At 74.6% G+C, this 13481-nt stretch carries 15 protein-coding genes; 8 read left to right on the top strand and 7 right to left on the bottom strand.

The window, feature by feature from the left end; all coding sequences use genetic code 11:
- Positions 1 to 46: 46 nt before the first annotated feature.
- From ACH4D3_RS24245 to ACH4D3_RS24255, 3 genes are read right to left on the bottom strand one after another with little or no spacing between them, the layout of a single operon-like run.
- On the bottom strand, positions 47 to 2614 hold the full coding sequence (locus ACH4D3_RS24245) for an ABC transporter permease (protein WP_398325429.1): 2568 nt from the start codon (positions 2612 to 2614) through the stop codon (positions 47 to 49).
- On the bottom strand, positions 2611 to 3372 hold the full coding sequence (locus tag ACH4D3_RS24250; RefSeq protein ID WP_398325432.1) for an ABC transporter ATP-binding protein: 762 nt from the start codon (positions 3370 to 3372) through the stop codon (positions 2611 to 2613). The genes ACH4D3_RS24245 and ACH4D3_RS24250 overlap by 4 nt, the downstream gene beginning before the upstream one ends.
- On the bottom strand, positions 3369 to 3653 hold the full coding sequence (locus tag ACH4D3_RS24255; protein WP_102929345.1) for an SHOCT domain-containing protein: 285 nt from the start codon (positions 3651 to 3653) through the stop codon (positions 3369 to 3371). The genes ACH4D3_RS24250 and ACH4D3_RS24255 overlap by 4 nt, the downstream gene beginning before the upstream one ends.
- 176 nt (positions 3654 to 3829) lie before the next feature.
- On the opposite strand from ACH4D3_RS24255, the gene ACH4D3_RS24260 reads away from it, so the two are divergent.
- The 5 genes from ACH4D3_RS24260 to ACH4D3_RS24280 all read left to right on the top strand — a co-directional run bounded on the left by ACH4D3_RS24260 (position 3830) and on the right by ACH4D3_RS24280 (position 6814).
- Positions 3830 to 4417 carry a TetR/AcrR family transcriptional regulator gene (locus ACH4D3_RS24260; protein ID WP_398325435.1) on the top strand — a complete coding sequence of 196 codons (588 nt, stop codon included), beginning with the start codon at positions 3830 to 3832 and terminating at the stop codon, positions 4415 to 4417.
- A gap of 43 nt (positions 4418 to 4460) precedes the next feature.
- On the top strand, positions 4461 to 5048 hold the full coding sequence (locus ACH4D3_RS24265; protein ID WP_398325438.1) for a DUF4865 family protein: 588 nt from the start codon (positions 4461 to 4463) through the stop codon (positions 5046 to 5048).
- Positions 5045 to 5953 (top strand): phosphotriesterase, encoded by a 909-nt coding sequence (locus tag ACH4D3_RS24270; RefSeq protein WP_398325441.1) that lies wholly within the window; start codon positions 5045 to 5047, stop codon positions 5951 to 5953. The genes ACH4D3_RS24265 and ACH4D3_RS24270 overlap by 4 nt, the downstream gene beginning before the upstream one ends.
- Before the next feature lie 67 nt (positions 5954 to 6020).
- Complete coding sequence (locus ACH4D3_RS24275; protein WP_398325444.1) at positions 6021 to 6422, top strand: tautomerase family protein; 402 nt, start codon at positions 6021 to 6023, stop codon at positions 6420 to 6422.
- A complete protein-coding gene (locus ACH4D3_RS24280; protein WP_398325447.1) occupies positions 6416 to 6814 on the top strand; it encodes a VOC family protein in 399 nt (132 codons plus the stop codon). The genes ACH4D3_RS24275 and ACH4D3_RS24280 overlap by 7 nt, the downstream gene beginning before the upstream one ends.
- 43 nt (positions 6815 to 6857) lie before the next feature.
- Here the strand turns inward: ACH4D3_RS24280 and ACH4D3_RS24285 are convergent, their stop codons facing one another.
- Both ACH4D3_RS24285 and ACH4D3_RS24290 read right to left on the bottom strand, forming a co-directional pair.
- On the bottom strand, positions 6858 to 8096 hold the full coding sequence (locus tag ACH4D3_RS24285; protein ID WP_398325450.1) for an ROK family protein: 1239 nt from the start codon (positions 8094 to 8096) through the stop codon (positions 6858 to 6860).
- A gap of 37 nt (positions 8097 to 8133) precedes the next feature.
- Entirely contained in the window at positions 8134 to 8784 is a 651-nt protein-coding gene (locus ACH4D3_RS24290; protein ID WP_398325453.1) for an alpha-ketoglutarate-dependent dioxygenase AlkB family protein, read from the bottom strand.
- A gap of 150 nt (positions 8785 to 8934) precedes the next feature.
- Between ACH4D3_RS24290 and ACH4D3_RS24295 the strand changes: the two genes are divergently transcribed.
- Entirely contained in the window at positions 8935 to 10068 is a 1134-nt protein-coding gene (locus tag ACH4D3_RS24295) for a methyltransferase (protein ID WP_398326375.1), read from the top strand.
- 123 nt (positions 10069 to 10191) lie between these two features.
- Here the strand turns inward: ACH4D3_RS24295 and ACH4D3_RS24300 are convergent, their stop codons facing one another.
- Positions 10192 to 11073 (bottom strand): SIS domain-containing protein, encoded by an 882-nt coding sequence (locus ACH4D3_RS24300; protein ID WP_398325456.1) that lies wholly within the window; start codon positions 11071 to 11073, stop codon positions 10192 to 10194.
- 128 nt (positions 11074 to 11201) lie between these two features.
- Here ACH4D3_RS24300 and ACH4D3_RS24305 point away from each other — a divergent pair, with 128 nt between their 5' ends.
- Positions 11202 to 11981 carry a DeoR/GlpR family DNA-binding transcription regulator gene (locus ACH4D3_RS24305; protein WP_398325459.1) on the top strand — a complete coding sequence of 260 codons (780 nt, stop codon included), beginning with the start codon at positions 11202 to 11204 and terminating at the stop codon, positions 11979 to 11981.
- 40 nt (positions 11982 to 12021) lie between these two features.
- Here ACH4D3_RS24305 and ACH4D3_RS24310 read toward each other — a convergent pair whose 3' ends face one another.
- The gene (locus ACH4D3_RS24310) at positions 12022 to 13026 is read right to left on the bottom strand and encodes a hypothetical protein (protein ID WP_398325462.1); all 1005 of its coding nucleotides are present in this window, start codon (positions 13024 to 13026) and stop codon (positions 12022 to 12024) included.
- A 190-nt stretch (positions 13027 to 13216) separates the two neighbouring features.
- Between ACH4D3_RS24310 and ACH4D3_RS24315 the strand changes: the two genes are divergently transcribed.
- The gene (locus tag ACH4D3_RS24315) at positions 13217 to 13450 is read left to right on the top strand and encodes a heavy-metal-associated domain-containing protein (protein ID WP_398325464.1); all 234 of its coding nucleotides are present in this window, start codon (positions 13217 to 13219) and stop codon (positions 13448 to 13450) included.
- The last annotated feature ends 31 nt before the right edge of the window (positions 13451 to 13481 follow it).

A 13481-nucleotide genomic window follows, 5' to 3' on the forward strand; every position in this document is an offset into this window, starting at 1 on the left:
CGCACCGGCGGCCGGGTTCGCCGGGGGTTCGCCGGTCCGGCGCTGGCTACTCCGTGGCGACGGCGCGCAGTACGTCCAGGCGGGCCGCCCGCCGGGCCGGGCGCAGGCCCGCCAGGGCACCGGCCGCGAGGCCGACCAGGGCCACCACCGCGAGCTGCGCGGGCGGCACGGCGAAGGCGAAGGCGCTGTCCGAGGCCCCGTCGGAGGCCGCCACGAGAACCCAGCCGAGGAAGGCGCCCAGGCCGAGCCCGCCGACCGTGCCGAAGGCGGCGACCAGGACGGACTCCCAGCGGACCATGGCCCGCAACTGGGCCCGGGTCTGCCCGACGGCGCGCAGCAGGCCGAGTTCACGGGTGCGCTCGTGGACCGCCAGGGTGAGGGTGTTGGCGATGCCGAGCAGGGCGATGAGCACCGCGAGGGCGAGCAGCGCGTAGACGAGGGTGAGCATCATGTCGATGCCGCCCGCCGAGGACTCGGCGTACTCGTCACGGGTCTGCACCTCCGGGTTGCCGTACTGGCCGGCGACCTTCTCGACCGCCGTCTTGCCGTCCTCCGCGCTCACACCGTCCGCGAAGGCGACGGCGACCAGGGTGTCGGAGTCCTGGGTGCGGTGCGGGGCCCAGGCCGCGCGGGTGATGACGTAGTCGCCGGCGAGTTCGGACTGCCCGTAGACCGCGCGGACGGTGAAGGTCGCGCTGCGCCCGTCGGTGAAGGTGAGTCGCGTGGTGTCGCCGGTGGTCAGGCCCTGCTGGTCCGCCTGGCTCTCGGTGACCGCGATGCCGTCGGTGCCGAGGTCGTCCAGTGAGCCGTGGACGGCGCCCAGGTCGAAGGTGCGGTTCAGGGCGACCGGGTCGGTGACGGTCAGCGCCCGTCCCTCGCCGTCCACTTCCGCGACGCCCCGGCCCAGGCCGACGGCGGTGTCCACCTCGGGCAGTTCCTGGACCGCGCCCGCCAGCCGCGGGCTGAGGCCGCTGCCGCCCGCGCCGAAGGACGGCGCGCTGACGGCGACGTCGCCCGCGAAGGACCGGGAGACGGTCTGGTCCATGGTCGCCTTGAGCGAGGCCCCGAACACGGTGAACAGCGACACGACCGCCACGCCGATCATCAGTGCCCCGGCGGTGGCCGCCGTGCGCTTGGGGCTGCGCAGGGCGTTGCGCCGGGCGAGGACGCCGGTGACGCCGCGCAGCCGGTCCAGCGGGGCGCCGAGGACGCGTACGGCGGTGGCGGAGGCGACCGGGCCGAGCACCACGAAGGCGGCCAGGGCGAGGACGGCACCCAGTCCCGCCAGCCACACGGACGGGGAGAGCAGCACCCCGACGAGTGTCACCGCGAGGGCGAGGGCCAGCAGCGCCGTGCCGGTGACCGCCCGCGCGCGGGAGGCGCCGGAGGTGTCGACGGCGGTCTCGCGCAGCGCGGCCAGGGGTGCGGTGCGGCCGGCCCGGGCGGCGGGCAGCAGGGCGGAGCCGAGGCAGACCACGACGCCGACGGCGAGCGGGAACAGCAGCGACAAGGCGCTGATCACCAGGGCACCTTCGGGGAAGGGGAAGCCGATCGCCGGGAAGAGAGCCTGGAGTCCGGCCGCGATACCGATGCCGCCCGCGAGCCCGGCGGCGGACTCGGTCACGGCCACGACGGCCGCCTCGACGAGGGTGGCGGCGGTGACCTGGCGGCGGGAGGCGCCGAGGGCGCGCAGCAGGGCGTTCTCGCGGGTGCGCTGGGCGACCACGATGGCGAAGGTGTTGTGGATCGAGAAGGTCGCGACCAGCAGGGCGATGCCGGAGAAGACGAGCAGGAAAGTCGTGAACAGGGTCAGGAACTGACTGGAGATCATGTCGGTGTTCTCCGCCGCCGACTCCTGCCCCGTGATGGCCTCGACGCCGTCGGGCAGTACGGGGGCGAGCCGGTCGACGAGTTCCCGCTGGCCGACGCCCGGTCCGGCCCGCACCTGGATGCTCGCCGCTTCGCCCGGCCGCGCGGTGAGGTACTTCTCGGCGTCGGCCCGGGTCATGCCGGTGAACGTCACCTGGGCCATGCCGTCCTCGCCGCCGAAGGTCGCGAGACCCACGACGGTGACCTCGACGGGGTCGGGCGTGCGCAGCGTGGTGGTATCGCCGATCGCCAGGCCGCCCTTGTCGGCGGCGCCTCGGTTGACGACGACCTCGCCGGACTTCTGCGGGGCGTGGCCCTCGGCGAGACGGTACGGGTTCAGCTCCGGGTCGGTGATCCAGTTGCCGGCCAGGGTGGGCGGGCCCTGGCCGCCGATCGGGTCGCCGTTCGCGCCGACGAGCTGGCCCGCGCCCTGGATGCTGGGGGCGGCGGCCGCGACGCCGGGCACCCGCTCGACGGTCCGCACCAGGTCGGTGCCGACCGGCTGCCGTACGCCCTGGCTCTCGCCCGGTGTGGTGATGGCGTCGGCGCTGCGCACCACGGCGTCGGTGCCGCCGGCGGCGTTGCCGAACATGGTGTCGAAGCTCGCGCGGAGCGTGTCGCCCATGACCAGGGTGCCGGCCAGGAAGGCGACCCCGAGGACCACGGCGAGGAACGTCCCGGCGAAGCGGCGCTTGTGGGCCCGGAGCGAGGAGACGCTCAGCCGGACGGGGACGGAGGCGTTCATGACGGCACCTCGAAGGCTTTCATCCGGTCCAGGACCTTGTCGGCGGTCGGCGCGTCCATGCGGTCGACGAGGCGTCCGTCGGCGAGGAAGACGACCTCGTCCGCGTGGGCGGCGGCGACGGGGTCGTGGGTGACCATGACGACGGTGCGGCCGGTCTGGCGGACGGTGCGGCCGAGGAGGCCCAGCACCTCGCCGCCGGAGCGGGAGTCGAGGTTGCCGGTGGGCTCGTCGGCGAAGACCACGTCCGGCCGTCCGGCGAAGGCGCGGGCCACGGCGACGCGCTGCTGCTGCCCGCCGGAGAGTTCGGCGGGCCGGTGGTGGAGGCGGTCGCGCAGTCCGACGACGTCGATCAGCGCGTCGACCCATTCGGTGTCGCCCCGGCGGCCGGCGAGGTCGAGGGGGAGGGTGATGTTCTCGGCGACGGTCAACGTCGGCACCAGGTTGAACGCCTGGAAGACGAAGCCGACGCGGTCGCGGCGCAGCAGGGTGAGCCGGCGGTCGTCGAGGGTGCTCAGGTCGGTGTCGCCGATGCGGGCGGTGCCCGAGGTGAGCGTGTCGAGGCCCGCGGCGCAGTGCATGAGGGTGGACTTGCCGGAGCCGGAGGGCCCCATGATGGCGGTGAAGCGGCCGGCCGGGAAGTCGACGCTGACGCCGTCGAGGGCGCGTACGGCGGTGTCGCCACCGCCGTACACCTTCACGGCGTCCACGACCCGCGCGGCGGCCCCGGCGGCGGCCCGGGTGACGGTCGTCGTGGTCATGCCGCACCGCCCCTGCCGGTCCGGCCGAACTGCTCGTCCAGCACGGACAGTCGCCGCCAGTACTCGTCCTCGTCGATCTCGCCGGAGGCGAAGCGGTGGCCGAGCACCGTGATGGGCGAGTTGTCCTCGACCGCGCCGGGCCGCCCGGGTCCGCGGCGCCCGCGCCACACCGTGCGGCGCAGCAGGGTGATGCCGCCGCCGATGACCAGTGCCCAGATCACCGGGAAGAGCAGGATCCACGGGCCGGGCCCGCCGTCGCCGAACTGTGCCAGGGTCTCCATGTCGTCCAACTCCTCGGTCGCGATGTCCCTTGTGTCGCTTCCGAGCCTCGCCCCGGGAGGGGGTCCGGGTCGTCGTACGGCCAGCGGCAGTGTGCGTACGACGCGGGGAGTACTGCGGTGGCCCAGGTCTGCTTCCTCCGCTTCCCTCCGCGCACTCGACTTCTGTAACTACTAGTATGTACAGTGCGTGCATGAGCACCTCGGAACGGCTGATCGAGTCCACCCGCGAGCTGCTGTGGGAGCGCGGGTACGTGGGCACGAGCCCCAAGGCGATCCTGGAGCGGGCCGAGGCCGGGCAGGGCAGTATGTACCACCACTTCAAGGGCAAGCCCGACCTCGCGCTCGCCGCGATCCGGCGCACCGCCGAGGAGATGCGGGCCGCCGCCGGGGCCGTGCTCGCCGGTCCGGGGACGCCGTACGAGCGCATCGAGGCGTATCTGCGGCGCGAGCGCGACGTGCTGCGCGGGTGCCCGGTCGGGCGTCTGACGATGGACCCGGACGTGATCGCCGACGACGCCCTGCGCGCCCCGGTGGACGAGACCCTCGACTGGCTGCGCGAGCAGATCGCCCAGCTGGTGGAGGAGGGCCGGGAGCAGGGCGAGTTCGCGCCCTCGCTGGACGGCGAGGAGATCGCGGCGGCGGTCGTCGCGACCGTGCAGGGCGGCTACGTGCTGGCCCGTGCCTCCGGCTCGCCGGCCGCCTTCGACGCGGGCGTCCGGGGACTGCTCTCGCTGCTCGCCCCGCCGAAGTCCCGCGCCCGGTAGCGGGGTTCGCACCCACCCGAGAAGACCGGAGGAGCCACCAACCGTGCATGCCATGCAGTACGCCTTCACCCTGCCCGCCGACTATCGGATGGACGTCATCAGGGAGCGGGTGGCCCGCACCGGGCACCTGCTGGACGACTGGCCCGGTCTCGGGCTCAAGGCGTATCTGATCCGCGAGCGGGGCAAGGACGGTTCGCCGGTCAACCAGTACGCGCCGTTCTACCTGTGGCACACCGTGGAGGGCATGAACTCCTTCCTCTGGGAGGGCGCCTTCCAGCGGCCCACCGACGACTTCGGCCGGCCCGCGGTCCGGCAGTGGACGGGCCTGGCCCACGAGGAGGGCGGCGCCGCCGGCAGCCCGGCGCGGCACGCGGTCCTGCGACGGCACCGGGTGCCGGAAGGGGTGCCGCTGTCGGAGGTGGCGGCGGACGCGGTGCGGCGGACCGGACGGCTGGCGGACATGGACGGGGCGCTGCTCGCCGCGGCGGTCGTGGACACCGGGCGCTGGGAGCTGGTGCACTTCTCGCTGCACGCGGGCGACGCGCCCGACGGGGTGGAGGGCGAGGTCTTCCAGGTCCTGCACCTGTCCGCACCGGGGCGGGCCCTGCTGCCGAGGGGGCGCCAGTGGTGAGCGCCGTCCGCACGGTCCTCGGGGACGTGCCCGGCGGGGAGTTGGGGGTGTGCGACGCCCACGACCACCTGTTCTTCGCCAGCCCCCGGCTGCCCGGCGAGGAACTGCGCGACGCCGCGGCGGCACGGGCGGAGCTGGCCGCCTTCCGGGAACGGGGCGGCGGCACGGTGGTGCAGTGGACGCCGTACGGACTGGGCCGGCGGGCCGCGGATCTGCCGGCCCTGTCCCGGGAGACCGGCGTCCACGTGGTGGCCGCCACCGGGCTGCACCAGGACGTCCACTACGGCCAGGACACGCTCGCCGCGCTGCGGGGCCGGGCCGCCGACGTCTTCGTGGCCGAACTGACCCGGGGCATCGGGACGTCGGGCGTCCGGGCCGGGCTGATCAAGGTGGCGGGCGGCTTCCACGCGCTCGACGCGCACGCGCGGTGGACCATGTCGGCGGCGGCCGAGGCACACCACGCGACGGGGGCGCCGATCGCCGTGCACCTGGAGCTGGGCACCGGCGCCCTGGACGTACTGGAGCTGCTGTGCGGCGAGTCGGGCGTCCCGCCGCACCGGGTGATCCTCGGTCACCTCAACCGCTCCCCCGACCCCGTGACCCACCGACAGGCCGCCGGGTCGGGATGCTGGCTGGCCTTCGACGGGCCGTCGCGGGCCCACCACGCCACCGACTGGCGGATGCCGGACGCCGTGCGGGACCTCGCCGAGGCGGGTTTCGGCGACCGGCTGCTGCTCGGCGGCGACACGACCACGGCGTCCGCCCGGTCGGTCGCCGGGGGCCCGGGGATGCCGTACCTGCTGCGCCGCGTGGCTCCCCGGCTCGCGCTCGCCGTGGGCGACGAGCTGGTGCGGCGCGTCCTCACCGAGAACCCGGCGCGGGCGTTCGCCGTCGACTGGCACTGACACTCCACGTTGCCGCAGCCCCCGTCCCGCAGCCCCCGCCCCGGTCCCGTCCGACAGGAGATCCCGCATGCCCTTCGTCCGCATCGACGCCCATGGTGGCGGCCCCGACGACGGCCGGCTCGACGCGCTCGGGCGGGCCGTGCACGACGCCCTGGTCGAGACCCTCGGCATTCCGCCCGACGACCGCTTCCAGGTCCTGAGCGCGCACGACGCCGCCCGCGGCACCCTGCGCTACGACGACTACCCGGGCGTGCGCCGCGACGCGGGCATCGTGTTCGTGGCGATCACGCTGCGGGCGGGCCGGACCACCCGGCAGAAGCAGGCGCTGTACGGCCGGATCGCCCGACTCGCCGAGGAGTACGCGGGGACGGACCCCCGCAACGTCTTCGTCACCCTGACCGAGAACACCTCCGCGGACTGGTCGCTGGGCAACGGGCTGGCGCAGTACGTAGGGTCGGGATCATGCTGAGGCTCGGAATCCCCGTCGTCGGTGTCACGGATCTCCCCCGCGCGGTGGCGTTCTGGACGGCCGCGCTGCCGCTGGTGGCCGCGGCGGAGTGGCAGAGCGAGACCTGGCGCACGCTGGAGTACGCGGACGGTTCCGGGCGGGCCCTCGGGCTCCTGCGCAGTGACTCGCCGCCCGAGCCCCGGCCCCGGCTCCACCTCGACCTGTTCACGGACTCGGCGAAGGAGCAGCGGGCGGAGGTGCGGCGGCTGATCGGCCTCGGCGCGCGGGCCGTCGAATGGGACCTGTACCCGCCCGACCCCGACTTCGTCGTCCTGGCCGACCCGGACGGCAACATCTTCTGCGTCGTCGACCTCAGCCACGCCCCGAGCGGCGGGGACCGGCCCGCGCCCTGAGCCGCGGGCACGTCCGGTCGCCGTCGCGGGCACGCCCGGTCGCCTACGCCGGCACGCCGAGCGGGTCGTCCAGGACCGGCTGCCAGGCCAACTCGGCCGCGCCGACCAGGCTGTTGTGGTCGAGGCCGCAGGGCAGGATCGGCACCCCGCCGCTCTGGCCCCACAGGCTGCGCCCGGCGACGACCGCGCGCAGCCGCTCGGGGTCGGCGCCGAGGAGCGCCAGGTGGAGTCCGCCGAGGATGATGCGGTCCGGGTTGAGGATGTTCACCAGGCCCGCCAGGCCCAGGCCGAGGCGGTCGATGAGGGTCTCGGTGGCGGTGCGGACGGCCGGGTCGGCGTAGTGCTCGCGGATCAGGTCGTAGGACTGCTGGAGCAGGGACACCTCGGGTCCCGGTTCCCGCCCGGCCGCCGTGAGGAAGGCCAGCGGGTCGGTCTCCACGTCCAGGCAGCCGCGGCTGCCGCAGTGGCAGGGGCGGCCTTCGGGGTTGACGGCGAGGTGGCCGACCTCCAGGGCGAGCCCGGAGCTGCCGGTGTGCAGGCGGCCGTCCAGGACCAGGGCGCCGCCGACCCCGCGGTGGCCGGTGGCCACGCACAGCAGGTCGCGGGCGCCGCGTCCGGCACCGTGGCGGTGCTCCGCGAGGGCGGCGAGGTTGACGTCGTTGCCGGTGAAGGCGGGGCCCTGGATTCCCGCGGCCCGCACCTGCCGCGCGAAGATCTCCCGCACGGGTGCGCCGGCCGGCCAGGCCAGGTGCAGCGGGTTCAGGGCCAGGCCCTCCGGTTCCGCGACGGCGGACGGCACGGCGAGCCCGGCGCCGACGCAGCGCCGTCCGGTCTGCCCGAGGAGTTCAGCGCCCGCCTCGACGACGGAGCCCAGCACCTTCGCGGGGTCGGCGTCGACGACCTCGCAGCCGGGCGCGGTGGCGACGATCCGGCCCCCGAGGCCAACCAGGGCCGCGCGGAAACCGTCGGCGTGGATCTGGGCGGCGAGGGCGACGGGCCCGTCCTCGGCGACCGAGAGACGGTGCGAGGGGCGGCCCTGGGAACCGGCCGCCGCGCCGGGCCTGGCGTCCACCCGGATCAGGCCGAGCGCCTCCAGTTCGGCGGCGACCGCGCCCGCCGTGGCCCGGGTCACGCCCAGTTCCGCGGTGAGGACGGCCCGGGTGGGGGCGCGTCCGGTGTGCACGAGCTCCAACGCGGGTCCGAGCGCACCGCGCCCCCGGTCCAGCCGCGTCCTCGAGGTGGTCCCTTCCCCCGCCGCCCGGGGGTCCGCCTTGCCGCTCATGAGGGCGAGTCTCCCATGATCCGTCCGCGCGGGGTGCCTAGAGGCCGCTGACCCGGAGCGTGATGTTCAGCCGCCCGTCCAGTCCCAACTCCGGCGGCGCGGTGCCCGGGTACACCCTCGGCACCCCGTGGTACGCGAGCCGCGAGGGGCCGCCGAAGACGAACAGGTCGCCGCTGCGCAGCTCGGTGTCGGTATAGGGGCGGTTGCGGGTCTCGGGGTTGCCGAAGCGGAAGACGCAGGTGTCGCCGAGGCTCAGGGAGACCACGGGGGCGTCGGAGCGCTCGTCGGCGTCGCGGTGCATGCCCATGCGGGCGTCGGCGTCGTAGAAGTTGATCAGGGCGATGTCGTACGGATCCGGTGCCACCGCCTCGGCACCGAGCGCCTCGGTCACCGCGCGACGGGCGAGGTCGTCGAGACGGGCCGGGAAGGGCTTGACCGGGGCGCCGTCGCCGTCGACGGCAGTGGCGGCGTAGCCGTACGGGTACCAGTGCCGGCCCAGGCAGACCTGCCGGGCGGTCATGGTGCCGCCGCCGGGGGTGCGTACCGTGCGCAGTCCGGCCGGTGGGCGGGCCCACGCGCGGCAGGCGTCCAGCAGTTCGCGCTGCCGTTCTGGGGCCAGCCAGTCCGGCACGTGGACGGCGCCGGGCGCGGTCTCGGCGCGGCTCCTGGGGAACAGCTCGGCGTCCATGTCCCCATCCTGCCCCCGCGCCCCGCTCCTCGGGCGACCGGCACCGATCTGCGGCTCGGCTAGCCTGGACACACGATGAACGACCGCAGCACGAACGACCGCAGCACGAACGACGGCAGCACGAACCACCGCGACGACCGCGGCGACCGCATGACGACTCCGTGGGGCGAACGCGTGCTGTCCCGCTTCCCCGAGGACCCGCGCGACCGGCTCCGCGCCTGGGACGCCTCCGACGAGTACCTGCTGGGGCACCTTGCGGAGCGGGAGGTCCCGCTGTCCGGCACGGTCGTGGTCGTCGGCGACCGGTGGGGAGCGCTGGTGACGGCGCTGGCGGCGCACCGTCCGGTGCAGATCACCGACTCCCACCTCGCGCGGGAGGCGACGCGGGTCAATCTGGAGCGCGGCGGTGTCGAGCCGGGCTCGGTGCGCCTGCTCACCACGCAGGACCCGCCGCCGGACCGCGTCGACGTGCTGCTGGTGCGGGTGCCGAAGAGCCTCGCCCTGCTGGAGGACCAGTTGCTGCGGCTGGCGCCCGCGCTGCACGAGGGCACGGTCGTGGTCGGCACCGGGATGGTGAAGGAGATCCACACCTCGACGCTCCGGCTGTTCGAGCGGATCGTCGGCCCGACCCGGACGTCCCTGGCCGTGAAGAAGGCCCGGCTGATCTTCGCGGAGCCCGATCCCGCGCTGAAGCGGCCGGCCAACCCCTGGCCGCTCGGCTACCGGCTGCCCGACGACGTCGGGCAGCTCTCCGGTCGCCCCGTCGTCAACCACGCCGGTGTCTTCTGCGCCGACCGGCTCGACATCGGCACCCGCTTCTTCCTCCGCCACCTGCCGGACCCCGGGCGCTTCCGGCGGGTGGTGGATCTGGGCTGCGGCAACGGCGTGGTCGGTACGGCGGTGGCGCTGGCCGATCCGGACGCGGAGCTGCTGTTCACCGACGAGTCGTTCCAGGCCGTGGCCTCGGCCCGGGCGACGTACCGGGCCAACGAGGTCGCGGGCCAGGCGGAGTTCCGGGTCGGCGACGGGCTGGCCGGGGTGCCGGACGGCAGTGTCGACCTGGTGCTGAACAACCCGCCGTTCCACTCCCACCAGGCGACGACCGATGCCACGGCGTGGCGGATGTTCACCGGGGCGCGGCGGGTGCTGCGCCCCGGCGGCGAACTGTGGGTGGTCGGCAACCGGCACCTGGGCTACCACGTCAAGCTGCGGCGCCTGTTCGGCAACAGCCGGCTGGTGGCGGGCGACCGGAAGTTCGTGGTGCTGAAGGCGGTCAGGGAGTAGCCGAGGGCGGGGGCACGGCGGCGGCGAGGGCGGCACGCACGGCCGACGAGGTCGCCGGTGGTGGCCAGGGGCACGGTCTGTTCCTCCCCCAGGCGTCGGAGAGCGGGCGTCGGAGAGCGGGCGTCAGGGGGCGAGGATCACCGAGCGGGTCAGGTGGCGCGGGCGGTCCGGGTCCAGGCCACGCGCGGCGGCGACGGCGACGGCGAGCCGCTGGGCACGCACCAGTTCGGCCAGCGGGTCCAGCCCGCCGGGCACCCACAGCGCGCCGGTCTCGCGGACCTGCTCGGCCAGCCCGTCGGGTGCCTCGCCGAACATCCAGGTCGCCGTGCCCGCGGTGCTGATGCTGATGGGGCCGTGCCGGTACTCCATCGCCGGGTAGGCCTCGGTCCAGGACAGGGAGGCCTCGCGCATCTTCAGGCCGGCCTCGTTGGCCAGTCCGACGGTCCAGCCCCGGCCGAGGAAGGTGAACTGGGTGCGCTCGACGAGCTCTTCGGGCAGCTCGGCGGCGAGCGCGGTGCGCGCGTCGGCGACGGCGGCCTCGGTGTGCAGGCCCAGGTGGGCGCGGAGCAGGGTGAGCGCGGTGGTCGCGAACCGCGTCTGCACGACGGACCGTTCGTCGGCGAAGTCGAGGACGACGACGTCGTCGGCGGCGGCCATGACGGGCGTGTCGGGATCGGCGGTGAGCGCGACGGTGCGGGTGCGCCCCTTCAGCTCCGTGAGCAGCTCCAGTACCTCGGTGGTGGTGCCGGAGCGGGTGAGGGCCACGACCCGGTCGTACGTCCGCCCGCGCGGGAACTCGGAGGCGGCGAACGCGTCCGTCTCACCCTGCCCCGCGTCCTCGCGCAGCGCCGCCGCGGACTGCGCCATGAAGTACGAGGTGCCGCAGCCGACGACCGCCACCCGCTCCCCCGCCGCCGGCAGTGCCGCCGTGTGGCGCGCCGCCTCGGCCGCGGCGCGCGTCCAGCACGCGGGCTGGCTGTTCAACTCGTCCTCGACATACGTCATGCCGCACACTCCCCTTCATACGGACTGCTTGTTTCTGCAAGATATAGCGAGTTTTCGATCACTACCAAGCAATTCGAGGGAAGGGTGGGTGCGCTAGGGTCGGCGGGGATCGAGGAACGGAGGCGCGGATGTCGCGCGACGCCCGCTGGAAGGCGCTGCTGGAACTGCTCGTCGAGCGCGGCCGGCTGGACGTCGAGGAGGCGGCGACCGAGCTGGAGGTCTCGGCCGCGACGATCCGCCGCGACTTCGACCGGCTCGCCGAGCAGCAGATGCTGGTGCGCACGCGCGGTGGCGCGGTGGTGCACGGGGTGTCGTACGAACTGCCGCTGCGTTACAAGACCGCCCGCCGCGCCTCGGAGAAGCAGCGCGTCGCGCAGGCGGTCGCCGCCCTGGTGGCGCCCGGCGAGGCGGTGGGACTGACCGGGGGCACGACCACCACGGAGGTGGCGCGCGCCCTGGCCGTGCGCGCCGACCTGGCCTCCGGCACCCCCGCACTGACCGTGGTGACCAACGCGCTCAACATCGCCAACGAACTGGCCGTTCGCCCGCAGTTCAAGATCGTGGTGACCGGCGGGGTGGCCCGGGCGCAGTCGTACGAGCTGATCGGCCCGCTCGCGGACGGCGTACTGGGGCAGGTGACCCTCGACGTGGCGGTCCTGGGCGTCGTCGCCTTCGACGTCGCGCACGGTGCCGCGGCCCACGACGAGGCCGAGGCCGCGATCAACCGGCTGCTGTGCGAGCGCGCCGAGCGGGTCGTCGTGGCCGCCGACTCCAGCAAACTGGGCCGGCGGGCGTTCGCCCGGATCTGCGCGACCGGGTCGGTGGACACGCTGGTGACGGACGGCGCTGCCGACCCGGAGCTGGTGGGGCGGTTCGAGGAGGCCGGGGTCCGGGTGGTCACGGCCTGAACGGCCCCTGAGGTGCGCCCGGCCCCGGCGGTGGCGCCCGTCAGTGCCCGTGTCCGTCGGCGTGTTCCGGCGTGCCGCTCGGGTCGGCCTCCGTCGTCGCACCGGTCGGCGCGCCCGTCGCCGATCCGGCCCGCACGGTGAATGCCGCGGTGTGGACCTCGCCCTGGTGCCGGAAGTCCAGGAAGAGGCGGTAGGTGCCGCCGCTGGGCGCGGTGGCGGTGAACGAGATCTCCGGGCCCGGCCTGGTGGCGCCGTCGCCGGGTTCGCCGTTCGGGTGGACGTGGAGGTAGGCGAGGTCGCCGGAGCGCAGGGCGACGAGGTGGCCGTAGGCGCCCAGGTAGGGCTGGAGGTCGTCCACGGGTTCGCCGTCGCGGGACACCTTCAGCTTCAGCTCGCTCGCCTTGCCGGGACGCAGGGAACCGTCGAGTTCGACCTCGTAACCGTCGGTCCGGGCGGTGCCGTTCGGGGCCGGGAGCCGTGCGGGCTCGTACCGGCCGGAGGCGGCCAGGTCGGCGCCGAGGGTGAGGTTCTCCGCCCCCTCGTCGGCCGGGGTGAAGTCGGCGAAGACGCGGTAGCCGCCCGCGGCGGGCAGGTCGACGGGGGTGCTCCAGGTCCCGTCGGCGGCACGGGTGGGGTGCAGGTGGCGGTAGGTGACCAGGTCGCGTGAGGCCAGGACGAGGTGGAGTTCCTTGTCGTGCTCGCGCTGGTACGCGGTCACGGCCGCGCCGCTCGCGTCCCGGACCGTGAAGCGCAGTTCGGTGCGCTGACCGGCGGTGACGCGCGAAGTGGCGAGGTCGAGGGTGTAGCCGCCCTCGGAGATCTGCAGGCCGCCGGGCGGGGTGCTCTCGTGCCCTGCGTGGCCGCCGCCCTCACTCGGCCGCGGCGTCGGTTCACGCGGCCCGTCCGGTTCGCCGTGCTCGTCGTGGGACGCGGGCGCGGCGCCGTCCGCGACGATCGGGTCCACCCCCGTGCCGACGCCGTAGGCGGTGCCGAAGGTGGCGGCCAGCGCGGCGGCGAACGCGGCGATCCTCAGTCCGGTGTGCATGACGGTCGTCTCCTCGGTCCAGGGGCTCCGGCTCGTTCGGAGGCCCTTTCCATGCACCTCACCATACCCCCGGGGGGTAATCAGTCAAGCGGTGGAGACACTTGCGTCAGGTACCCCCTAGGGGTATACATGGACTCGTCGGGGCGGATACCCCCGCCCCGTATTCACGATCACTCTTCCGGAGGAAGCAATGTCCTCGAACGTCACCGCCCCCGTCACCACCGCCTACGCCGTCGCCGGCATGAGCTGCGGTCACTGCAGCGCGACCCTCACCCGGGTGATCGGCGAGCTGGACGGTGTCATCGGTGTCGACGTCCAGCTCGACACCGGCCGGGTCACCGTCACCGCCGACGCCGAGCCGGACGACGCCGCGATCGCCCAGGTGGTCGACGAGGCCGGGTACGAGCTGACCGGCCGCGTCTGACCGACCCGCACTCCTCCCCCGCCGCACCGCC

It is taken from the genome of Streptomyces sp. NPDC018026 (assembly GCF_044327745.1).
Classification (GTDB): domain Bacteria; phylum Actinomycetota; class Actinomycetes; order Streptomycetales; family Streptomycetaceae; genus Streptomyces; species Streptomyces rubrogriseus.

What these genes read in the sequence shown, in the direction of transcription:
- ACH4D3_RS24295 (WP_398326375.1), top strand. Translation starts at nt 8,935, where the DNA reads ATGACGACTCCGTGGGGCGAACGCGTGCTGTCCCGCTTCCCCGAGGAC.
- ACH4D3_RS24250 (WP_398325432.1), bottom strand. Translation starts at nt 3,372, where the DNA reads ATGACCACGACGACCGTCACCCGGGCCGCCGCCGGGGCCGCCGCGCGG.
- ACH4D3_RS24315 (WP_398325464.1), top strand. Translation starts at nt 13,217, where the DNA reads ATGTCCTCGAACGTCACCGCCCCCGTCACCACCGCCTACGCCGTCGCC.
- ACH4D3_RS24280 (WP_398325447.1), top strand. Translation starts at nt 6,416, where the DNA reads ATGCTGAGGCTCGGAATCCCCGTCGTCGGTGTCACGGATCTCCCCCGC.
- ACH4D3_RS24255 (WP_102929345.1), bottom strand. Translation starts at nt 3,653, where the DNA reads ATGGAGACCCTGGCACAGTTCGGCGACGGCGGGCCCGGCCCGTGGATC.
- ACH4D3_RS24305 (WP_398325459.1), top strand. Translation starts at nt 11,202, where the DNA reads ATGTCGCGCGACGCCCGCTGGAAGGCGCTGCTGGAACTGCTCGTCGAG.
- ACH4D3_RS24285 (WP_398325450.1), bottom strand. Translation starts at nt 8,096, where the DNA reads ATGAGCGGCAAGGCGGACCCCCGGGCGGCGGGGGAAGGGACCACCTCG.
- ACH4D3_RS24310 (WP_398325462.1), bottom strand. Translation starts at nt 13,026, where the DNA reads ATGCACACCGGACTGAGGATCGCCGCGTTCGCCGCCGCGCTGGCCGCC.
- ACH4D3_RS24290 (WP_398325453.1), bottom strand. Translation starts at nt 8,784, where the DNA reads ATGGACGCCGAGCTGTTCCCCAGGAGCCGCGCCGAGACCGCGCCCGGC.
- ACH4D3_RS24275 (WP_398325444.1), top strand. Translation starts at nt 6,021, where the DNA reads ATGCCCTTCGTCCGCATCGACGCCCATGGTGGCGGCCCCGACGACGGC.
- ACH4D3_RS24260 (WP_398325435.1), top strand. Translation starts at nt 3,830, where the DNA reads ATGTACAGTGCGTGCATGAGCACCTCGGAACGGCTGATCGAGTCCACC.
- ACH4D3_RS24245 (WP_398325429.1), bottom strand. Translation starts at nt 2,614, where the DNA reads ATGAACGCCTCCGTCCCCGTCCGGCTGAGCGTCTCCTCGCTCCGGGCC.
- ACH4D3_RS24300 (WP_398325456.1), bottom strand. Translation starts at nt 11,073, where the DNA reads ATGACGTATGTCGAGGACGAGTTGAACAGCCAGCCCGCGTGCTGGACG.